Annotated in this window: 17 protein-coding genes and 1 tRNA gene; 3 read left to right on the top strand and 15 right to left on the bottom strand. The window is 49.5% G+C overall.

Annotation, left to right across the window (positions count from 1 at the left end):
* Positions 1-98 precede the first annotated feature (98 nt).
* The 5 genes from lon to SPK40_RS00070 all read right to left on the bottom strand — a co-directional run bounded on the left by lon (position 99) and on the right by SPK40_RS00070 (position 6,548).
* Positions 99-2,471: an endopeptidase La gene (lon, locus tag SPK40_RS00090; RefSeq protein WP_248141095.1), complete on the bottom strand. Its 2,373-nt coding sequence runs from the start codon at positions 2,469-2,471 to the stop codon at positions 99-101.
* Positions 2,472-2,609: 138 nt separating this feature from the next.
* Positions 2,610-3,890 carry an ATP-dependent protease ATP-binding subunit ClpX gene (gene clpX, locus SPK40_RS00085; RefSeq protein WP_248141096.1) on the bottom strand — a complete coding sequence of 427 codons (1,281 nt, stop codon included), beginning with the start codon at positions 3,888-3,890 and terminating at the stop codon, positions 2,610-2,612.
* A gap of 114 nt (positions 3,891-4,004) precedes the next feature.
* Positions 4,005-4,628 carry an ATP-dependent Clp endopeptidase proteolytic subunit ClpP gene (clpP, locus tag SPK40_RS00080; RefSeq protein ID WP_248141098.1) on the bottom strand — a complete coding sequence of 208 codons (624 nt, stop codon included), beginning with the start codon at positions 4,626-4,628 and terminating at the stop codon, positions 4,005-4,007.
* A 106-nt stretch (positions 4,629-4,734) separates the two neighbouring features.
* The gene (tig, locus tag SPK40_RS00075) at positions 4,735-6,042 is read right to left on the bottom strand and encodes a trigger factor (RefSeq protein WP_330959024.1); all 1,308 of its coding nucleotides are present in this window, start codon (positions 6,040-6,042) and stop codon (positions 4,735-4,737) included.
* Positions 6,043-6,471: 429 nt separating this feature from the next.
* Positions 6,472-6,548, bottom strand: a tRNA-Arg gene (locus tag SPK40_RS00070).
* 338 nt (positions 6,549-6,886) lie between these two features.
* Between SPK40_RS00070 and folD the strand changes: the two genes are divergently transcribed.
* Positions 6,887-7,744 carry a bifunctional methylenetetrahydrofolate dehydrogenase/methenyltetrahydrofolate cyclohydrolase FolD gene (folD, locus tag SPK40_RS00065; protein ID WP_330959023.1) on the top strand — a complete coding sequence of 286 codons (858 nt, stop codon included), beginning with the start codon at positions 6,887-6,889 and terminating at the stop codon, positions 7,742-7,744.
* A gap of 75 nt (positions 7,745-7,819) precedes the next feature.
* Here folD and galU read toward each other — a convergent pair whose 3' ends face one another.
* The 3 genes from galU to SPK40_RS00050 all read right to left on the bottom strand — a co-directional run bounded on the left by galU (position 7,820) and on the right by SPK40_RS00050 (position 10,658).
* Positions 7,820-8,722, bottom strand: a complete 903-nt coding sequence (gene galU / locus SPK40_RS00060; protein WP_330959022.1) for a UTP--glucose-1-phosphate uridylyltransferase GalU — start codon at positions 8,720-8,722, stop codon at positions 7,820-7,822.
* 169 nt (positions 8,723-8,891) lie between these two features.
* Positions 8,892-9,389, bottom strand: coding sequence for a transcription/translation regulatory transformer protein RfaH (gene rfaH, locus SPK40_RS00055; protein WP_330959021.1), 498 nt, complete (start codon positions 9,387-9,389; stop codon positions 8,892-8,894).
* A 177-nt stretch (positions 9,390-9,566) separates the two neighbouring features.
* The gene (locus SPK40_RS00050) at positions 9,567-10,658 is read right to left on the bottom strand and encodes a response regulator (protein ID WP_330959020.1); all 1,092 of its coding nucleotides are present in this window, start codon (positions 10,656-10,658) and stop codon (positions 9,567-9,569) included.
* 316 nt (positions 10,659-10,974) lie between these two features.
* Between SPK40_RS00050 and SPK40_RS00045 the strand changes: the two genes are divergently transcribed.
* Both SPK40_RS00045 and SPK40_RS00040 read left to right on the top strand, forming a co-directional pair.
* A complete protein-coding gene (locus tag SPK40_RS00045; protein WP_330959019.1) occupies positions 10,975-11,853 on the top strand; it encodes a LysR family transcriptional regulator in 879 nt (292 codons plus the stop codon).
* A 163-nt stretch (positions 11,854-12,016) separates the two neighbouring features.
* On the top strand, positions 12,017-12,616 hold the full coding sequence (locus SPK40_RS00040; protein ID WP_330959018.1) for a Yip1 family protein: 600 nt from the start codon (positions 12,017-12,019) through the stop codon (positions 12,614-12,616).
* Positions 12,617-12,731: 115 nt separating this feature from the next.
* On the opposite strand, the gene purF is transcribed toward SPK40_RS00040, so the two are convergent.
* From purF to SPK40_RS00005, 7 genes are all read right to left on the bottom strand, one after another.
* Positions 12,732-14,249 (bottom strand): amidophosphoribosyltransferase, encoded by a 1,518-nt coding sequence (purF, locus tag SPK40_RS00035; RefSeq protein ID WP_248141106.1) that lies wholly within the window; start codon positions 14,247-14,249, stop codon positions 12,732-12,734.
* Positions 14,250-14,343: 94 nt separating this feature from the next.
* A complete protein-coding gene (gene cvpA, locus SPK40_RS00030) occupies positions 14,344-14,835 on the bottom strand; it encodes a colicin V production protein (protein WP_330959017.1) in 492 nt (163 codons plus the stop codon).
* A gap of 64 nt (positions 14,836-14,899) precedes the next feature.
* On the bottom strand, positions 14,900-15,457 hold the full coding sequence (locus tag SPK40_RS00025) for an SPOR domain-containing protein (protein WP_330959016.1): 558 nt from the start codon (positions 15,455-15,457) through the stop codon (positions 14,900-14,902).
* 2 nt (positions 15,458-15,459) lie between these two features.
* Positions 15,460-16,746 (bottom strand): bifunctional tetrahydrofolate synthase/dihydrofolate synthase, encoded by a 1,287-nt coding sequence (gene folC, locus SPK40_RS00020; RefSeq protein WP_330959015.1) that lies wholly within the window; start codon positions 16,744-16,746, stop codon positions 15,460-15,462.
* A 220-nt stretch (positions 16,747-16,966) separates the two neighbouring features.
* Positions 16,967-17,896: an acetyl-CoA carboxylase, carboxyltransferase subunit beta gene (gene accD / locus SPK40_RS00015; protein WP_330959014.1), complete on the bottom strand. Its 930-nt coding sequence runs from the start codon at positions 17,894-17,896 to the stop codon at positions 16,967-16,969.
* Positions 17,897-18,206: 310 nt separating this feature from the next.
* The gene (gene truA / locus SPK40_RS00010) at positions 18,207-18,986 is read right to left on the bottom strand and encodes a tRNA pseudouridine(38-40) synthase TruA (protein ID WP_330959013.1); all 780 of its coding nucleotides are present in this window, start codon (positions 18,984-18,986) and stop codon (positions 18,207-18,209) included.
* Between the two features lie 138 nt (positions 18,987-19,124).
* Positions 19,125-21,547: FimV/HubP family polar landmark protein (locus tag SPK40_RS00005; protein WP_330959012.1), on the bottom strand; the 2,423-nt coding region annotated here is incomplete at its 5' end.

Below are 21,547 nucleotides of genomic sequence, written 5' to 3'. Positions count from 1 at the left end.
CTTGTTATTATTGAGCTTGCAGCAAATCAGACTCCACTTATAGCCAGACAGAAAAAGGCTGACAAGCGATTTCAATCACAGTCAGCCCCTTACATGTGCTAATTTTGCTGCATATCACTGTTTTGAGCGTTTACAAGCTCAATCCCAGTAGGGTTATTTTCCAGAGCAATTCGCAGAACATCGTCAATCCAGCGGACCGGACGCACTTCCAGATCAGCAATCACGTTGTCAGGAATCTCTTCCAGATCACGCTCGTTCTCTTTCGGAATCAGCACCGTTTTAATGCCGCCACGATGAGCTGCCAGCAGCTTCTCTTTCAGGCCACCAATTGGCAGTACTTCACCGCGCAGGGTAATTTCACCCGTCATCGCAACATCACTGCGAACCGGATTCCCCGTCAGACTCGAAACCAATGCTGTGCACATTGCAATACCGGCACTCGGGCCATCTTTTGGTGTCGCACCTTCAGGTACGTGGACATGAATGTCACGTTTCTCGTAGAAATCACTGTTGATTCCCAGCTTTTCAGCACGAGTACGAACCACTGTCATTGCAGCCTGAATGGACTCCTGCATGACATCGCCCAATGAACCCGTATAGGAAAGCTTTCCTTTACCCGGCATTGACTCAGTTTCAATCGTCAGCAGATCGCCGCCAACTTCGGTCCATGCCAGACCGGTCACCTGGCCAACACGGTTGCTTTCTTCCGCTTTACCGAAATCAAAACGCTGGACACCCAGATACTGCTTCAGATTACTCTGATTAATCGTGACTTTCTTCACAGCCGGATTCAACAGAATTTCTTTCACCGCCTTACGGCACAGCTTAGAAATTTCGCGTTCCAGACTCCGCACACCCGCTTCACGGGTATAGTAACGAATAATACCAATGATGGCCGAGTCGTCGATTTCGACCTCACCTGACTTCAGACCATTCCGCTTAATTTGTTTTTCAAGCAGATGGCGCTTGGCAATATTCAGTTTCTCGTCTTCGGTATACCCAGACAGACGGATCACTTCCATCCGATCCAGCAGCGGACCTGGGATGTTCATTGAGTTCGATGTCGCAACAAACATGACATCCGACAGGTCGTAATCAACTTCCAGGTAATGGTCATTAAAGGCATTATTCTGCTCAGGGTCCAGAACTTCCAGCAGTGCTGATGCCGGATCACCACGCATGTCTGATGACATTTTATCGATTTCATCCAGCAGGAATAATGGGTTTTTCACGCCCACTTTTGCCATTTTCTGAATGAGCTTACCTGGCATTGAACCAATATAAGTACGACGATGACCGCGGATTTCCGCTTCATCACGAACTCCGCCCAGAGCCATACGCACATACTTACGACCTGTAGCAGCTGCAATAGATTGTCCCAGAGAGGTTTTACCCACACCCGGAGGACCAACCAGGCACAGAATCGGGCCTTTCAGTTTATTGATCCGGCTTTGAACCGCTAAGTACTCCAGAATACGGTCTTTGACGCGTTCCAGGCCATAGTGGTCCGCATTCAGGACTTCCTCTGCCTTCGTCAGATCTTTTTTCACTTTGGTGCGTTTGTGCCATGGCACACTGAGCATCCAATCGATATAGCCACGCACCACGGTCGCTTCCGCTGACATCGGAGACATCATCTTCAGCTTTTGCAGTTCCTGCTCCGTTTTTTCACGCGCCTCAGCCGGCATCTTCGACTCGTCAATTTTCTTTTTCAACGACTCGAACTCATCCGGAGCATCATCCAGCTCACCCAGCTCTTTCTGGATCGCTTTCATCTGCTCGTTGAGATAATACTCGCGCTGGCTTTTCTCCATCTGCTTTTTGACGCGGCCGCGGATACGTTTTTCTACCTGCAGCAGATCAATTTCAGATTCCATCATGGCCATCAGGAACTCAAGACGTTCCGTAATATCCACAATTTCCAGCACTTTTTGCTTATCTGCCAATTTGAGTGGCATATGCGCGGCAATGGTATCTGCCAAACGTGCAGCGTCATCAATACCGTTGAGAGAAGTTAGTACCTCGGGTGGGATCTTCTTATTGAGCTTAATAAAGCCTTCAAACTGACTGATCGCGGTTCGAACCAGGACTTCCTGCTCGCGCTCATCCATTTCAGGGGTGACCAGAAACTCTGCTTCCGCGCTGAAAAATTCATCATCAGTCAATTTATGAATGCTGGCACGCTGCTGACCTTCCACCAGCACCTTCACAGTGCCGTCAGGCAATTTCAGAAGCTGAAGAATCGTAGCAACAGTACCGACATCATAGAGATCGTCAACGGTAGGCTCATCAGTTGCTGCTTCTTTCTGAGCAACCAACAAAATTTGTTTGTCGTTATCCATTGCGGTTTCAAGGCAACGAATCGATTTATCCCGGCCTACAAACAATGGAATAACCATATGAGGGTAGACCACCACGTCACGCAGTGGCAGAACGGGAATAGCAAGGCGTTCCGAACGCTCCAGGTTCATATTGTTCTCTCTTCCGTTCAGTCTCTTTTAGTGAGTATATGGGGGCAGACAGACAAGATTCAACGGTCGATTTGCCAGAAAATTAAAAAGGAGGCCAATGCCTCCTTTATTGACTCAAATTGTACGTTTCGAAACCACTCACTCGCCGCCTGCGGCTTGATTTTCAGTGTTCTCGTAAATCAGTAAAGGCTCTGACTCACCTTTAATTACTGATTCGTCGATAACAACCTTACTCACGCCTTCTGCTGATGGCAGTTCATACATGGTATCCAGCAAAACAGCTTCCACAATTGAGCGCAGACCACGCGCACCCGTTTTACGTTCCATCGCCTTACGGGCAATCGCCTGCAACGCGTCTTCACGGAATTCGAGCTCAACATTTTCCAGTTCCAGCAAAGCTGCATACTGCTTGGTCAGTGCATTCTTCGGTTCACGCAGAATCTGAACCAACGCGGCTTCATCCAGTTCACTCAGAATCGCGGTCACAGGCAAACGACCGATAAACTCTGGAATCAAACCGTATTTCACCAGATCTTCAGGTTCGACTTTCTCAAACAATGCGCTGAGCGAGTTGCGTTTATCTTTTGAACGGACTTCTGCACCGAAACCAATGCCGGAGCTGGTCGCAACACGCTGCTCAACCACTTTATCCAGACCTGCAAACGCACCACCACAGATAAAGAGAATTTTCGAAGTATCAACCTGCAGGAATTCCTGCTGCGGATGTTTACGGCCGCCTTGTGGTGGCACTGAAGCAACCGTTCCTTCAATCAGTTTCAACAGAGCCTGCTGAACACCTTCACCCGAGACATCTCGCGTGATCGATGGGTTATCTGACTTGCGAGAAATCTTATCGATTTCATCAATGTAGACGATACCGCGCTCTGCTTTAGCAACGTCATAATCACATTTTTGCAGCAGCTTCTGAATAATATTCTCTACGTCTTCACCCACATAACCAGCTTCGGTCAGGGTCGTTGCATCTGCCATTGTGAACGGCACATCCAACATACGTGCAAGCGTTTCCGCCAGCAGCGTTTTACCACTACCCGTCGGGCCAATCAGCAGGATATTACTTTTGCCCAGCTCAACACCATCACTGGTGGTGTCACCGTTTCGCAGACGCTTGTAGTGGTTGTAGACAGCTACAGCCAATACTTTTTTAGCGTGATCCTGGCCGATGACATAATCATCTAAATGCGTGCGGATCTCTCGTGGCGTTGGCAGTTCATTGCCATCGCGCTTTGGCATTACTTCTTTGATTTCTTCGCGAATGATGTCGTTACACAGATCGACGCACTCATCGCAAATATACACAGAAGGGCCAGCAATCAGCTTGCGAACTTCATGCTGACTTTTCCCGCAGAAAGAGCAGTACAGCAGTTTTCCACTACCACTCTCTTTTCGCTTATCTGTCATTCGCTAACCTCATATTGGGTTTCACCCATCTTTGCCTTGTTTTGAGTGTATAACAACTCTCGTCATTTTGCTGTCACCTTGCCCATTCAGAACACTGTGCACCATAATGACAGGTTAGTCACGCTTATTCAAAACGGCATCGACCAATCCATACTCCGCTGCCTGATCAGCAGACATGAAGTTGTCCCGGTCTGTATCTCTTTCGATAATTTCCAGTGGCTGTCCGGTATGGTCAGCCAGCAGATGATTCAGTCGTTTTTTGATGGTCAGAATTTCCTGAGCATGGATTTGAATATCCGATGCCTGGCCCTGAAAACCACCCAGTGGCTGGTGAATCATCACACGGGAATTCGGCAGACAGAAACGTTTTCCTTTTGCACCGCCGGCCAGCAGGAATGCGCCCATAGAACAGGCCTGCCCCATACAGAAAGTACTGACATCCGGCTTGATGTGCTGCATGGTGTCATAGATTGACATCCCTGCGGTAACGGAGCCGCCAGGAGAGTTGATATACAGGAAAATATCTTTGTCAGGGTTTTCCGACTCAAGGAACAACAGCTGCGCCACAACCAGATTCGCCATCTGATCTTCGACCTGTCCGGTCAGAAAAATCACACGCTCTTTCAATAGCCGGGAATAGATGTCGTAGGAACGTTCACCACGCGAGGTCTGCTCGACCACCATAGGAACCAGCGCATTCATAATTGGCGACATGGCATTATTATCTTGGTAGCTCATAACCTGATTTCCCTAAAAAATAAATGGCCCGAATGATTGACTCATACGGACCATTGTTAGCAGAAGATTTGAAAAGAAGTCAAATCTTTACAGTCATTTCAGTCAATTAAGCAGCTGGTTGCTGCTGGTTCATCAGCTCGTTGAAGCCAACTTCTTTTTCTGAAACCTGTGCTTTAGCCAGCAGAGCATCAATCGCTTGTTCTTCCAGAGCAACATTGCGCATGTTGTTCATCAACTGCTCATTCTTCTCGTAGTATGCAACAACTTCTGATGGATCTTCATAAGCAGATGCCATTTCAGTGATCAGCGCCTTAACACGCTCGTCGTCAGCTTTCAGTTCTTCGGCCTTGATCACTTCACCCAGCAGCAGGCCAACAACGACACGGCGCTTCGCTTGTTCTTCAAACAGCTCGCGTGGCAGTTCTGGCGCATTCGCAGCATCACCGCCGAAGCGCTGAACTGCTTGCTGACGCAGTACGTTCACTTCCTGATCAATCAGAGCAGCAGGAACGTCAATGTTGTTTTGCTCAATCAGACCATTCAGAACCTGATCTTTGATGCGGGCTTTAATTGCTTGCTTCAGTTCACGTTCCATGTTCTTACGAACTTCAGCTTTCAGACCGTCAACAGAACCGTCTTCAATACCAAACTTCTTCACAAACTCTTCAGTCAGCTCAGGCAGTTCCTGAGCTTCAACTTTGTGCAGTTTGATTGCGAAGACTGCAGCTTTACCTTTCAGGTTTTCTGCGTGGTATTCTTCTGGGAAAGTCACATCGATATTGAATTCTTCACCAGCTTTCTTACCAACGATGCCTTCTTCAAAGCCTGGGATCATTCGACCCTGACCCATCACCAGTGGGAAAGACTCAGCTTTGCCGCCTTCAAACTCTTCACCGTCAACAGAGCCAGTGAAATCCAGCGTTACACGGCTGCTCGCTTCAGCTGCGGTGTCTACTTCTTTCCAGTTCGCCTGCTGCTTACGCAGAGTTTCCAGCATTTGAGCTACGTCTTCTTCTTTCACTTCAGCCGCTGGTTTTTCAACTGCAATCTTGTCCAGACCGGCCAGTTCGATTTCAGGGAAAACTTCAAAAGTTGCCTTGAATACCAGATCTTTACCTTCGGCCATGTCTACTGGCGTGAAAGTTGGTGCGCCAGCTGGATTGATTTTCTCTTTCACAATCGCTTCGATGTAGTGACGCTGCATCACTTCACCCAGTACATCCTGACGAACAGATGCGCCGAACATACGAGCAACCATCTTCAGTGGTGCTTTACCCGGGCGGAAACCGTCGAAACGACGAGTTTTAGCAATTTGCTTCAGCTGCGCAGTCACTGCATCTTCAATATTTGCAGCAGGTACAGTGATTGTAAGTTGGCGCTCTAGGCCTTCAGTGGTTTCAACGGTAACTTGCATTTTCATAAACCTCAAAACTGACTCAGGTTGCCTGAGTTATTTTGCCCGTCAGAGCTCTGCTGACGCTGGCATCCTTTCGTGTTACGGCTTCAACACCATAACGCCTGAATTCTGTTCATTCCATTTCAGTCTTAGCTGGTCATCGCATCTAAGACTAAAATTAAAGCGCGGTATTATAACGGCCCCACCCCCATTCGTCGAGGCGTCCGGGCCACACCAAGCGCAAGCCTTTCGACAAGATAGGGACTGATTTCGCATTTTCAAGAGAAAACGTGAAAAAATTACTGTCAAAGCGCGTTTTTTTATTCAAACATCGATTCAGTGCAGGAAAATTGAGCAAGTTCAGCAATCGAACATTTCAAAACAAATCGGATGAATTCTGGAAGATGAATAACAATCGGAGTTCTGATGAAGAAAAGGAAGTGGAAGTGGCGCGCCCTGCAGGATTCGAACCTGCGACCACATGCTTAGAAGGCACGTGCTCTATCCAACTGAGCTAAGGGCGCTTTATCGCTGCTGAGCAGCAGCGTTAACGGAGGGGAATTATACGTTGCCTGAGATCAAGGTCAACGGGTAAAGGTGATTTTCCTTAACTAAATGAATCAAGCGGTTAAAGTTAAGGCAACGGCTTTCAGAAATGGCTGCTTTTTTATACGCCAAATTTTTCCTGAACATATCACTTCAAATTCACTGTATGAATCACCGGCTGTTACTGAATTGATCTTTAACAAAGATATCTCGCATTATCTCTGCCGCCACAAAAAGCAAACGTTTGCGCTATGGATTTTCCCCTTGGTCTCTGCGACAATACTCGCCGCTCATTAGTTCTGCACGAAGGAATACCATGGCCGCTCAAATCATTGATGGAAAACTTATCTCACAAACAGTCAGACAGGAAGTTGCTGCTCGTGTCAAAGCTCGCATTGAAGCAGGTTTACGCGCACCCGGATTGGCTGTCATTTTGGTTGGTCAGGATCCTGCCTCACAAATTTATGTCGGCAGCAAACGCAAGGCCTGTGAAGAAGTCGGATTCGTCTCCCGCTCTTTTGATCTGCCAAGCAACACCACTGAAGATACATTACTGGCACTGATTGAAGAATTGAACGCAGACAGTTCAATTGATGGCATTCTGGTGCAGTTGCCACTCCCGGCCGGAATTGACTCCACTAAGGTTCTGGAGCACATCAATCCGGAGAAGGATGTCGATGGCTTTCACCCTTACAATGTAGGCCGTTTGTGCCAGCGCATTCCGAAGCTGCGTTCGTGCACCCCAAAAGGGATTATTACCCTGCTGGAGCGTTACAATATCCAGGCTCGCGGAAAGCATGCAGTAATCGTCGGCGCTTCCAATATTGTTGGCCGTCCGATGACACTGGAGCTTCTTCTGGCGGGTGCCACCACAACAACCTGCCACCGTTTTACTCAGGATCTGGAAAACCATGTCCGTCAGGCAGATATTCTTGTTGTTGCTGTCGGTAAGCCAAACTTTATTCCAGGGGAATGGATTAAGGAAGGCGCAACGGTCATTGATGTGGGCATTAACCGTCTGGATAACGGCACTCTGGCCGGTGATGTTGAATATGACGCTGCCCGCCAGCGTGCTAAACACATCACCCCGGTTCCAGGCGGTGTCGGACCGATGACTGTCGCGACGCTGATTGAAAATACCCTACTTGCCTGCGAACAGTTCCACGAAGGTTGAAGATATTTTCTTGTTAATAGAATCAAAATAGCGAGGCCAGGCCTCGCTTTTACTTTTTCGGAGTCATCTCGTGAATTACTTTGCCAGAGTTTTCAGATACGCTGCAAAGTCCTCACCTAAGTCCGGGTGACGCAGTCCATATTCAACAAACGCCTGCATATAACCCAACTTGCTGCCGCAGTCATGACTTTTACCAGTCATATGAAATGCATGGACAGGCTGCTTCTCCATCAGCATGGCAATTGCATCCGTCAGTTGGATCTCATCACCAGCACCAACCGGTGTTTTCGATAACAGTTCCCAAATCTCTGCCGGCAAAATATAACGGCCGACAATCGCAAGATTAGACGGGGCCTCATCACGGGCTGGCTTTTCAACCACCTTCGACATAGGAGCCGAATCTCCCGGTGCAATCTGCTCGCCATTGACATCGGCCACACCATAGCTGGACACGTCTGACATTGGCACAGGTTCAACCATAACCTGGCTGGTTCCTGTTTCATTAAACAGTCTCACCATTGCAGCCATATTTTCACTGTGAAGATCGCTAGCCGTATCATCCAGAATCACATCAGGCAGAACAACAGCAAAAGGCTCATTCCCCACCAGTGGACGAGCACACAGTACGGCGTGACCCAGTCCTTTCGCCTGTCCCTGACGGACATGCATAATCGTCACATCACTCGGACAGATATTCTGTACTTCATCCAGTAACTGGCGCTTTACGCGTTTTTCCAATGTTGCTTCCAGCTCGAAAGAAGTATCGAAGTGGTTTTCAATGGAATTTTTTGAAGAATGTGTGACCAGCACAATTTCTTTGATCCCTGCTGCGACACATTCGTTCACGACATACTGAATCAAAGGCTTATCAACAATTGGCAGCATTTCTTTCGGAATTGCCTTCGTAGCAGGCAACATCCTGGTTCCTAAACCGGCTACAGGAATGACCGCTTTACGAACTGGGGAAGATTTTTGCATTGCATTATCCATGTAAGTTGTCATTGTCAGCCGCAATATAACAAAGTTGGCGGTGCACAGCGAGGCATCAAGCCAGTAAAAACGTGACCTGCGCCCCTATCACCGTGCATTCGTGATGATGGCTGACAGTCTATTCGCCGGATACTGAAGTGTTCCGGCAGTACCCAGATCAACGCCGGACAATATCTGCATTGTCCACACTGACTTTAACCTGTTTACCCAGTAGATGAATCAACATGAAAGAACGTTTTTCACCATCGGGTTCCTGATAAATCGCTTCAAGCCCTTGGAACTGGCCATGATTTAATATCAGGCTTTCACCTGGCATCGGCAGATTAGACAATTTCTGCCTCTGCTCCTCAGAATCTTCATTCGACCTTAAATGTTCAATCAACTCAGACTGTACCTTTTGCGGATGCGCACCCTGACGAATAAAATCAGCGACTCCACGCGTGGAACGAATAGTGGTATAGCTGATGGCTTCAGGATCAAACTTCACAAACATATAGTTTGGGAACAACGGTTCAGCAGCTGTCACCCGTTTACCACGAACGACTTTTTCAACAGTCACTTGAGGGTAGTAACACTCAACTCCCTGACGATCCAGATTGACCACCGCACGCTCTTGCTCGCTGCGCTTGCAATAAAGTAGAAACCAATCTTTCATATCGCCTCTGCCCGGATAAAATTTCACTCAAAATGATTATATGGTGAGAGCCTTAAACCTCAACCGATTCCCTCCCCTGATTCGGGGAGCAAATCTTTTATGCCTGTTTTTGCAGCAGAACGTAGGAATATAAAGCAGAGATTGACAAAGAACCATCGTCTCGCACAGAGAAAGATCTTATTGAAATGTAGTCTTTGCTTTGACCGCAGGGTGTATTTCAGCTTCTTTCATCGCTTCCAGGCGCTGAATGGTTACGCTGAAATTCGCTGCTCCAATTTTACTCAGTGAGAGACGTGCTCCCGAAGGAGGAAGGAGTTGGGCATACACCCTGTTTTTTCGGGCGCCCTCCCCCAGAAATGACCCGGCAGAAACACTGAATTCCCCTTCACTGGTTTTTAACACAGCTTCAGAGCCAGCTGAAATTAAAGACAGACTGCGGTCACAGGCATCAAAAATACCAAACAGCCCTTTAATTGCAACGGCATAACCAGACTGTTTCATCCCATTTTCAATAGCATTCAACATGCTGTTCAGATCATTTTCAGTGGCCATATGCTTACGCAGATAATCATTAAATAAAGCACGAATCAACAAAACGGTTGCAGCGCCATGCCGGCCGCCGGACTCAGCATCAAGCAGATAAAAAGCCAGTCGTCCGTCCATCAGCCAGGTGTAATCAAGCAACACGGGCTGAACATCAGCCGATTGCAGAACGCAATAACTCAGCTGCCAGTCTCCCTGACGGGACTGAGTATCCGGCATCAGCCCGACCAGCAATTCTCTCGCGGCTTCCGGGTTAGATTCAAGCTCTTCGAGATGCCATTGCAGTTCTTCATCCACAGCAACATCGTGCTGTAACAGCTGACTGGAAAATTCAGAGTATTCTGCACTGTTCTCCTGCGCTTTGAGCACTGACATCATTGCCGATTTAAGCACCATGATATTATCCAGCGGCTTAACCAGAAAATCTTTCACACCATGCCGGAGCGCAGCCGCAACATCAGCCATTTCACCGGTTCCGGAAATCACAATGACCGGCACCATCGGATAGTGAAGGGAAACCTCCTCGACAAACTCCATCCCAGTCAGCACAGGCATTGCCAAATCGCACAGAAGTACATCCGGTATACTGTCGCGCAGTGCCCGTAACCCCTGCAGTCCATCCTCTGCTTCCCTGACTTCACAGCCCTGGGCGTGCAGAAACCCCGAGATCATCCGTCGAAAGACCGGATCATCTTCGACAATGAGAACTTCTTTACCCTCTAACAATGATTGTGCCCTCCATGTTGCAAGGGGCCAAGTGCCGCAGAATGAGATTCTGTAGAACAGGCACGTCCTTCGTGTGAATTGGTTTGAATCTGAAGCATCGCCGTAGGTGCTTTCATTTAGAATAGGCGCTAAACCGCACGACGTCAGGGCTTGAGGCTATCCTTAAACTTTTGTTTTAGTGTTCTGTTAGCCAGCTCAAAATCTGACGATGTCACGGATATCCTCTGGTTTTTTCGTTCCACAAAATCTTAACCTCTTCACACTGAGTGTTTTGTTATACAATTCCCACTTTCTCATATCCAGTCACGCATCGCCTATGAAGTTAGATGATTTAAATTTATTTCGCATTGTGGTTGAAGAAGGCAGTTATACCGCTGCTTCCCGCAAATATCAGGTACCCGTTGCGACCCTGACCCGGCGTATTCAGGCGCTTGAAGACAGCCTGAATCTCCGGCTGCTCAACCGTCATGCCCGTAAGCTCTCACTGACCGAGGCAGGCCAGCAGTATTACCAGCTCTGCACACCATTGCTGCAACAGTTGCTGGATACCGCCGAGCACATCCGCGATGAGTCCAGAGGGGCGAGCGGACGATTGAAAATTGCCGCGCCAACCAACCTGAGCAAAGTCATGCTGCAACCCATGCTGAATGCCTTCATGCTGGAACATCCGGCGATCAGCATTGAACTGTTTCTGAGTAATGAGCCAGAGCAACTCGACCCGACAGACTGGGACGTAATTTTTCGTGTCGGGCCACAACGTGACTCCGCACTGATCGCACGTAAAATCAACGCCGTTGAAGATATTCTGGTCGCCAGCCCGGACTATCTGCGCCGTCATCCGGCACCGACCCATGCGCAGGATTTATCCAGCCATGCCCTGCTGAAAGGTTCCCCGCTGCTGCGCTGGCGCCTGACCAACAAAGCCGGTGAAACCATCACAATCAACGACAAAGGCAGATTTGAGTCCAACCAGCTCAATGTGGTTCGTAAGGCTTGTGTGGCGGGTCTGGGGATCACCCTGATGCCGGATGCCATGCTGGAGAAATATATTCTGAGCGGTGACCTGATTCGGGTGCTGGGTGACTGGTCAGCCAATCCGAGAAATGTTTACCTGCTCTATAACCATAAAGATCACCAGCCTGAAAAGCTGCGACTCTTTATCGAATTTGCCAGTCACTTCTTCAGCACAAGCTGATCATCCTCCGGTGACTTAACCATCAGGCTTGCTAAGTGTCGGAAGCCCGTCTAAATGTTATAGAGACAAGGAACACACAGGTGTCCGGATATGCACTGACAGTGTTCTGAACAACAACCTGTAATGCGTTGTGCGGAAGCACCCTAGATAACGAGGATAGGTTATGATTCTGGGACATTTATTCGGGCTGTACACTCACCCCAAAAAAGAGTGGCATAACATTGATGAGCAACACGAAGGAGTGCAAAGCAGCCTGAGCCACATTCTGCTGGTCGCTTTGTTACCCCCCATCTTTGCGTACATTTCAAGTGTTTTTATTGGCTGGCGCGTGGGTGCCGTTGATCCGATTCACCTGACACCAGCAAGCGCACTGGGAATGTCTGTTGCCATGTATGTTGCGCTGATTGGTGGTGTTTTTGCACTGGCTTACCTCACCTACTGGATGAGTCACACCTTTGGGTCAACCCCAACTTATACTCAGGCTTTAGAACTTGCCGCTTACACTGCAACGCCTCTGTTTATGGTCAGCATCGCAGCGCTCTACCCGCAACTTTGGTTCCTGATGATTGCCGGTCTGGTGGGAATTACCTATTCCGTTTATCTGCTGTATACCGGTGTACCGATTCTGATGCATATTCCTGAAGAGCGGGGCTTTATCTATGCCAGTTCTATCGTAACCTGCGGACTCGTATTACTTGTTTCTATCATCGCAGGCTCGGTCATTCTGTGGAACGTCGGTTTAGGCCCTCAATTTATGCACTGATATTCATTCAGATGATTCGTTTCTACCTGTAACTGAATAAACAAAAAGGCAAGCTCCGGTGAGCTTGCCTTTTTCTGTTTTAAGTTCGGTTGCTCCGAATGGCAGTCAAACCGTCTTACACACCTTCGTTGTGCAGCTCCAGATTTGCCAGCTCCTGCTGAATCTCACGCTGGGTTTTGGCATCTTCGCTGCGCAAGGATTCCAGGTACTCCAGGTACTGCTGATTCACATCCCCGGTCACATAGTGGCCGTTAAACACAGAGGTCTCAAACAGCTGGATATCCGGATTTCCTTCGCCGACAGCATCCACCAGATCCTGCAGATCCTGGAAAATCAGTCCGTCTGCACCAATCATCTTGCAGATTTCATCCACTTCACGGCCGTGTGCAATCAATTCGTTGGCACTTGGCATATCAATTCCGTAAACGTTCGGGAAGCGAATTTCCGGGGCTGCAGAAGCCAGGTACACCTTCTTCGCACCCGCTTCACGGGCCATTTCGATGATTTGTTCTGAAGTCGTCCCACGAACAATCGAGTCATCAATCAGCAGAACACTTTTATCCTTAAACTCTGAGCTGATCGCATTCAGCTTACGGCGCACAGATTTACGACGTAATTGCTGACCCGGCATGATAAAGGTACGGCCAACATAACGGTTCTTCACAAAGCCCTGACGGTAAGGTTTATCCAGGGTACGGGCGATTTCCAGTGCACTGTCGCAGGAAGTTTCCGGAATTGGAATCACGACATCAATGTCCAGGTCATCCCATTCACGCTTAATCTTCTCACCCAGTTTTTTACCCATGTTCAAACGGGCGCTGTAAACAGAAATTTTATCGATGAAAGAGTCAGGACGAGCAAAGTAAACAAACTCAAACACACAAGGATTCAGGGCCGGATTTTCTGCGCACTGCTCAGTGTACAGCTGTCCATCGAAAGTGATATAGACCGCTTCACCCGGCGCAACATCCCGCATGAACTGAAAACCGACTGCATCCAGTGCCACAGACTCAGAGGCAACCATGTATTCCATCTTGCCGTCGATTTCACGTTTACCCAGACACAACGGGCGAATGCCATGCGGATCGCGGAAGGCAATCAGACCATGCCCAATAACCATCGCAACCACGGCATAAGCACCACGAACCGTTTTATGCACAGCCCGGATCGCTGCAAAAATATCCTCAGACGTCAGCGGATAGTTCGTCGCACCTTCCAGCTGGTTCGCCAGAACATTCAGCAGGACCTCGGAATCGGAAGACGTGTTGACATGGCGCCGAGCCTTTTCAAACAATGAATCCCGGATATCAGCGGCATTGGTCAGGTTACCGTTATGCGCCAGTGAAATACCGTATGGCGAGTTCACATAGAAAGGCTGGGCCTCTGAAGCACTGGAACTGCCCGCCGTAGGATAACGGACATGGCCGATCCCGACAGTGCCCTGAAGACGTTGCATGTGTTTTGCTTCGAAGACATCCCGCACCAGGCCATTGGCCTTACGCAGACGAAAACGATTGCTTTCCAGGGTAACAATACCGGCAGCATCCTGGCCGCGGTGCTGCAGCACGGTCAATGCATCATAAATAGACTGGTTAACCGGGGTATTTCCCACGATTCCGACAATACCACACATGTCCTAAATCCTCGTTATGGATCATCAATAATTGTATTGAGTAACAGTGTCTTATCCATCACTGTTACGCAATGCAACTGATATAAATCCGGCGCTATAACGCGCCGGGTAAGAAACTCGAACTCTCTTTCAGGTAAGAGAAAAACCACTCAATAACGACCCCAAATTGCGGAATCAACTGAGAGGCCTGCCACCATTCTGCTTTTGCAAAGCCGGTAAAGGCATCCAGGAAAAACAGGACAGCAGCGATGATCAGCACACCACGCAAACCACCGAAGACTATCCCCAGAACTCTGTCGGTGCCTGACAAACCCGTTTTCTGGACCAGTTGCCCAATGACATAGTTCACGACGGCACCCACAATCAGTGTGGCAATGAACAATACCGCAATCGCGCTGCCATTTCGGATCAGTTCATCCTGGATATTTGTGAAATATACCGCCAGCTCTTTGTAAAAATTGCTGGCAATGAAAAATGCCGCAAACCAAATTACCAGTGACAGCGCTTCCTTCACAAAACCACGGATCAAACTGACCAGTGCGGAAAAGCCGATCACCCCTAAAATGACATAATCAATCCAGATCATCTTCTACTTATTTCTTGTTGTTGGCGCGTATTCTAACAGAAAAAATCAGAACGCAAACGTTTACCTAAGGGTTGAGTGGGTTAAATCTGAGCAATTGCCCGTTTAGTCCGGTAAGTTTACGCAATTCGTCTACTTTCCCTGACAAAGCATTTTTGTCGATTTCAGGACCCACCACGACCCGGGCCAGATCACCCGGTTTCAGGTCTTTGGGCCACACATGCGCCTGATAACCTTTGCTTCTCAGTTTCTCGACCAACTGATGAGCATTATCAAAGTTTCTGAAAACCCCGAGCTGAATCACCCAGCCGCTGTCCTTCAGCCCTGCCTGTGGTTCGCCGACAGGCTGTGGTTTGACTTTGACGGGCTCAGCAACCGTTGAGTGGACGTCACTGCCGGCAATCTGTTCGGTTACCGGCATCGGTGGCAACTCGGCTTCAGCGGCAACCGGCTCCGGGATCACCGTGAAGTTTTCTTCATCCCCGGTCTGCGGCTGCAGCGGAATGCTGGCAAACTGCTCCTGAAAGTGTTGCTTCTTACCATCAAAAAAATCAGGCAGGAAAATTACGCCGATAGCCACCAGCACAATTGTTCCGACCAGGCGGCTTTGAAATTTACTCGCCACACTTACTCCTGCATTGTTTTCATGTAGCTGGACACTTCGCCAACTGTATAAAAAGAACCGAATATAATCACGACATCCTCCGGCTGAGCTGCAGACAGTGCAGCCTGACAAGCTTCAACCGGTGTATCGTACACCTCGCCACGGTAATCCAGATGAGCAGCAATATCCTGACCGGATGCTGCACGAGGGCCGTTCAGAGATGCCGGATACCAAATATCCGTGACCTTACGCATCTCATGAAGCGTTGCCGGAATATCTTTATCACGCAACATTGCGACCACACCGTGAATCTTGCCAACCTCACGGATGTTCTTCAGGGCTTTCAGCTGGCGTGCCAGATAATTTGCCGAATGCGGGTTGTGCGCAACATCCAGCAGAATCAGCGGATGATCGGCAACGGTTTCCATCCGGCCGGCAAGGCGTACCTTCACCAGACCCGCAACAATATGCTGGTCACTGATATCCAGTTCTGCCACACCCAGGGCCATCAATGCGGTTGCGGCATTGGGTAACGGCAGAGCCGGCAGGGGCAGTTGCTCCATATCAAAAGCACCGCACTTCCAGTTCCAGGTTTCACCGGTTTGTTCATAGGTAAACTGATAGCCAACCTGATACAACTCTGCACCGATACTGTCGGCGTGCGCTGCGACAGAAGCCGGTGGATTTGGCTGACCGCAAATGGCCGGTTTCCCTGCCCGGAAAATCCCTGCTTTTTCATAGCCGATCACTTCGATGTCATCGCCCAGCCAGTCGACATGATCGATGGCCAGACTGGTGATCACAGACACATCATGATCAACAATATTCGTCGCGTCTAATCTGCCGCCCAATCCGACTTCCAGAACAACCACTTCCACCTGATGGGTCTTGAATAAATGAAGGGCTGCCAGTGTTCCGAACTCAAACATGCTCAGGCTGGTCGTTTCACGATAGCTTTCAATCGCCGCAAAAGCCTGGCTGTGTTCACTGTCTTCCAGTTCCTGACCATTGATGCGAACACGTTCGTTATATCGCACCAGATGCGGAGAACTGTAAACACCAACAGTGTAACCCGCCTGCAGCAAAATGCTTTCCAGAATGGCACAGGTTGACCCTTTACCATTGGTGCCGGCAACGGTAATGACTGTCGGTGCCGGTTTACGCAGCCCGGCACGCTCCCCCACGGTCTGTACACGCTCCAGACCCAAATCAATGGCGCTGGTATGAAGATTCTCCAGATAGGTTAACCAATCATTCAACGGTGAGGTTGCCGAAGGTGCAGACAGCGGCGTTACAGAGGTATCAGACATGAAACTGTACTAACTAATGTAATTGAGAAGATGTCGCATAATGTAGCACGAAGTACACGGAAATTAATGTCTGCATCCTCATCAATACGAGGAATTGTGGAACAATGACAAAATTGCGCAGCCCGCAGCCAGTTTTGACCTCTGGCTAACATGGCGAGTTGGTGTGTGACATCAGGATCAAAAACGCCTGGTCTGAACCAGGCGTTTTCATTTGAATCGATCAGGCTTTGTCTTCGGCAGACTCCGCATCTGTGTCCGTTTCAGCCTCAGCCGGTTGTTCGACCGGGACCACCAGCGGTGAAGGAATGTTAGTCATCTTCGCCAGCAGCCCGCCGATACGCTGACGCATTTCACGGCGGTCAACAATCATATCAATCGCACCGTGCTCCAGCAGGAATTCACTCCGCTGGAAACCTTCCGGCAGTTTTTCACGGACCGTTTGCTCGATAACACGCTGACCTGCAAAACCAATCAGTGCTTTCGGCTCACCGATATTGATGTCGCCCAGCATTGCCAGACTGGCTGAAACACCACCCATGGTCGGGTCAGTCAGTACAGAAATGAACGGCAGCCCTTTGGCAGACAAACGCTCCAGTGCAGCACTGGTCTTTGCCATCTGCATCAGAGACATCAATGCTTCCTGCATCCGTGCACCGCCACTGGCTGAGAAACACACCAGACCACAGTTACTGGCGATGGCTTCATCAACTGCACGAACAAATTTAGCACCCACGACAGAACCCATTGAGCCGCCCATAAAGCTGAACTCAAATGCACAGGCAACCACAGGCTGCTGTAACAGCGTACCTTTCATCGCGACCAGTGCATCTTTTTCACCACTGGTTTTCTGCGCCGCTGCGATACGGTCTTTATACTTCTTCGAATCACGGAATTTCAGGTGATCTTTCGGTTCAAGCTCTGCAGCAATCTCCACCTGCCCTTCTTCATCCAGGAATGTTTCCAGACGGCGACGTGCTTTCATTCGCATGTGATGATCACACTTCGGGCAAACTTCCAGATTGCGCTCAAGGTCTGCGTAGTACAGCACCTGCTCACAGGAGGTACACTTCGTCCAGACCCCTTCAGGAATGGACGCTTTACGAGACGTTACGATGTTGCTTTTTGTGAGGATCTTTTCAAGCCAGCTCATGAATGACCTTTCTTTTACAACTCCCCCGCCCTGCAGGCAAAGGATAATCAATTCGATAATTACAAGTCAGGAATTAAAACACAAACTCGGCGAGGTGTAGATAAAAAACTGGTAGTACCTTGAGGAAATAAACAGTTAACGAGATCTTTGCTCAAGAAAAAAGACCGACCAGTTTGATGACTCATGCACTCGCTTTGTCTGAGTTTTGTTCAATTTTAGTGTTTTCTGGTTGCAGTGCGAACTCAGCAGCATAATTTTTTCGTTATAAACAATGAATCAGCCTCTTAGGGAACCATGCCCGGCACTCAGATCAGAGAAAAAGCGGCCCCACCGGCACGTCAGGCAGCTCAAATGTATCCGGATAATCCACTTGAACCAGATACAACCCCTCGGCTTTTGCCGTGGCGCCAGCCAGCGTACGATCTTTCTGCGCCAGCAGCCATTGAATCCACTCCGGCTTCTCGTCACCACGGCCGACCTTAATCAGACTGCCGGTAATATTGCGCACCATGTGGTGAACAAAAGCGTTTGCTTTGATATCAATGATTACATAGTGCCCCTGACGCGTGACATTCAGATGCATCAGGTTACGCCAGGGACTGTGCGACTGACAAAATACCGCCCGGAAAGACGTGAAGTCATTCTCACCAAGCAGGTACTGTCCCGCCTCATGCATTTTTTCTGCATCTAGCGCACCGTGATAATGACTGATCCCTGAACCCAGAATTGCCGGACGCAGGGCATGGTTATAAATCACGTAACGATAGCGCCGGGCCGTAGCACTGAAGCGCGCATGAAAATCATCCGGCACTGCTTTCGCCCAGCGCACCGCAATATCTTTCGGCAGATGAGCATTAGTTCCCATGGTCCAGGCCACCAGCTTACGTGGCGTATCACAGTCAAAATGCACCACTTGCCCGGTACCGTGCACGCCAGCATCGGTTCGGCCGGCACACTGAACCTCAATATCCTGATTGGCTATTTTGCTCAGTGCCGCTTCCAGACGCCCCTGAACACTGTCAACATCACGCTGACGCTGCCAGCCATAATAGCGGCTTCCGTCGTACTCTATACCTAAGGCAATTCGCATCTCTGAACTCTTACTTCTGTGGTGTACATGCCAGCCGGATGGCCGACTGAATCAAAACAGGGATTATAAAAAAAGCCCCAAAAGAAAAGAAGTCCGCTCTTGCGGACTTCTTATTCACTTCACTGTCACCCGATGAAATCATCGATCAATCTTTAACAGCAGGTTTGCCGCCTCCCGGCTGACATCACCATCCCCGTTTTCAGCGACATCTTCCAGCAGGAAATATGCACCGTCGATATCATTCATCTCCAGATAGGCTTTGGCCAGGTCAAGTTTGCTGGCGTATTCACCGGCACCATCGACATCAATCTCACCAATACCAGCCAGCACATCCGGAAACTCATCCAGCCCGACATCCAGCTTCAGCGGCGCGGTATCCAAATCCGGATCCGCCTCCCCTTCCAGCTCCTTCATCAGCTCATCAATACTGATATAAGGTTCTTTTTCGTGCTGCGACTGAACCAGCTGGCTGTCTGCCTGCTTGTCTTCTTCCACCTCGGCGGTTTCTTCCGACAATGAAGGCTGTTCTCCCCAATCCTCACTCTCCAGTTCAGGCTCAGGAATATCCGTGCCCCAGATTTCACTTTCTTCCGGAGACAATTCCTGCTCTTCGAGTTCTGATGCCGGGACACTCTCGTGCAACAGCCACTGTTCGTGCTCAAACTCTTCCGTTTGCGCCTGCACCGATGGCTCAGGCTCCCCTGAATTCAGCGAACTTTCAGCAATGGGCTCAACTTCATTCAGACCCGATTCATCAACCAATTCAACAGCTTCAGTTAGATCCTGAGTCAATGGTAATTCAGGTTCCTGATCCGCCATTGGCTGAATGCTTTCCTCCTCTGCAAATGAAGGCCATTCGTCACCATCGTCTGTCTCAGCCATCATGCTCGGGACATCGGACTCAGGTTCAGCCAATAGCGCAGCCATATCCAGACCCGCAGAATCGATGACCTCATCGCTCAGCAAGTCAAACTGAGGAGCAGACGGCTGTGGCTGAAGCGCGGGTGCTGGCTTTGGCTTTGGTTCTGGTTCTGGTTCTGGTGCCGGCCGGACAGCGTCTGCCTCATCGGCTGCACCATTATTCATTTCCTGCTCATATTGCTCCAGCTCCATTTGCTCTTCAAACGATGCATGCAGCGCATCATCTTCATCAAACTCAGGCAATGTCGCAGGATCAATGACCGCATACTCATACTGAGATTGTGCGTGGATTGGCACCGCCTGTTCAGAAACCGGTTCCGCCTGTTGTTCAACCGCTGCCTCAGGAATATTCTCCTGAACCGCCTCAGGCAAGACGTCGTCGCTGTCCTCAGAGGACACTTCAGAGAATTGCGCTTCATCAAGATCAGTTGCTTGATCCTCAACCTGAGACAAATCATGCGCCAGCTCATCTTTACGCTCAGCAGCCTGTGCGGCCAGCTGAAGTTGCTCAGAGACCCGGTTCAGTGCTGCCTGAGCTTCTTCATCAGTCCACGCCTGTTCCTCTTCCTCCCAAGGCTCAGCTTCAGGATCCAACAGTGCATCTTCTTCATCGAACTCAGGGAACTCATCCAGATTGATCGTCGGCGTCTGACGGCCCTCGACCTCCTCATCCCAGGCCGGGTCCAGCGTCGCTTCAGGCTGTACCGTCTCGAGTTCATCTTCAGGCTGAGTTACCTCTTCATCCTGAAGCTCTCTGGCATATCGATGCTGCTCAATCTGTTGCGATGCTTCGTCACTGTCGCGATGCAAATGAGCTGAAGTGTCATTATCACCAGACTCTTCTTCCGGTATTTCCGGAGCTTCATCAGGCAAGATGTCAGCAGATTCGGCAACGTCAGCCTCATTCTGAATCGGCTCCTGAATAGCTTCATGAATCGTATCCAGCGTCGTTGTCTCATCAGCAACATCACTCACGTCATCATGACCAGCAGGCTCATCGTTCAGGATTGACTGAATTTCAACATCCGGAGACTCATCCTCAGGCGATTCTGCTGCGACCAGCAACTCAGAAACAGTATCTGTATCCAGTTCGTCAGAAACTGTCTCAGGCTCGTCGGCTGACTCGTGCTGTGCTTCAGCTGACAGCTCAGGCATCGCATCTGAAACCAGTTCAGAAACCTGATCAGCAACGGGTTCAGGTAGCTGTTCTGCATCCGGTTCAGCACTGACAGTTTCCTCAGCATCCGCGGCCATCTCCGTTTCTGCTGCCAAAACCTCACTCAAACCATCTTCATCATCAGCAACTGCTTCTTCCTGCAGGGACGCTTCCTCAGACACAAGCGCTGACTCAGTTAAATCAGGTAACTCAGAAAAATCGTCAGATAAGATTTCGGTCTGGCTGTCTTCGGCTTCATCTTTTTCAGCGGCAACCAGAGCAGGCTCAGCACCGAACTCCGGAGAAATATCGTCCACAGGCCGTTCATCAGACCATTCACCAGAAACTGGCTCATCAGCTGCAGACATCGCCTCAGGTTCCGCAATCACCTCTGCAGGTGCTTCAGAACCACCCACGTTTATTTCTGGCTCTGGCTCTGGCTCTGGCTCTGGCTCTGGCTCTGGCTCTGGCTCTGGCTCTGGCT

Source organism: Photobacterium sp. 53610, assembly GCF_036409375.1.
Classification (GTDB): Bacteria; Pseudomonadota; Gammaproteobacteria; order Enterobacterales; family Vibrionaceae; genus Photobacterium.
Note: the sequence above shows the minus strand (reverse complement) of the source record. Positions and strands in the feature narration are given on the sequence as shown.

What these genes read in the sequence shown, in the direction of transcription:
- cvpA (WP_330959017.1), bottom strand. Translation starts at nt 14,835, where the DNA reads ATGATCTGGATTGATTATGTCATTTTAGGGGTGATCGGCTTTTCCGCA.
- purF (WP_248141106.1), bottom strand. Translation starts at nt 14,249, where the DNA reads ATGTGTGGTATTGTCGGAATCGTGGGAAATACCCCGGTTAACCAGTCT.
- clpX (WP_248141096.1), bottom strand. Translation starts at nt 3,890, where the DNA reads ATGACAGATAAGCGAAAAGAGAGTGGTAGTGGAAAACTGCTGTACTGC.
- folD (WP_330959023.1), top strand. Translation starts at nt 6,887, where the DNA reads ATGGCCGCTCAAATCATTGATGGAAAACTTATCTCACAAACAGTCAGA.
- truA (WP_330959013.1), bottom strand. Translation starts at nt 18,986, where the DNA reads ATGCGAATTGCCTTAGGTATAGAGTACGACGGAAGCCGCTATTATGGC.
- clpP (WP_248141098.1), bottom strand. Translation starts at nt 4,628, where the DNA reads ATGAGCTACCAAGATAATAATGCCATGTCGCCAATTATGAATGCGCTG.
- galU (WP_330959022.1), bottom strand. Translation starts at nt 8,722, where the DNA reads ATGCAAAAATCTTCCCCAGTTCGTAAAGCGGTCATTCCTGTAGCCGGT.
- tig (WP_330959024.1), bottom strand. Translation starts at nt 6,042, where the DNA reads ATGCAAGTTACCGTTGAAACCACTGAAGGCCTAGAGCGCCAACTTACA.
- lon (WP_248141095.1), bottom strand. Translation starts at nt 2,471, where the DNA reads ATGAACCTGGAGCGTTCGGAACGCCTTGCTATTCCCGTTCTGCCACTG.
- SPK40_RS00045 (WP_330959019.1), top strand. Translation starts at nt 10,975, where the DNA reads ATGAAGTTAGATGATTTAAATTTATTTCGCATTGTGGTTGAAGAAGGC.
- rfaH (WP_330959021.1), bottom strand. Translation starts at nt 9,389, where the DNA reads ATGAAAGATTGGTTTCTACTTTATTGCAAGCGCAGCGAGCAAGAGCGT.
- SPK40_RS00040 (WP_330959018.1), top strand. Translation starts at nt 12,017, where the DNA reads ATGATTCTGGGACATTTATTCGGGCTGTACACTCACCCCAAAAAAGAG.
- accD (WP_330959014.1), bottom strand. Translation starts at nt 17,896, where the DNA reads ATGAGCTGGCTTGAAAAGATCCTCACAAAAAGCAACATCGTAACGTCT.
- folC (WP_330959015.1), bottom strand. Translation starts at nt 16,746, where the DNA reads ATGTCTGATACCTCTGTAACGCCGCTGTCTGCACCTTCGGCAACCTCA.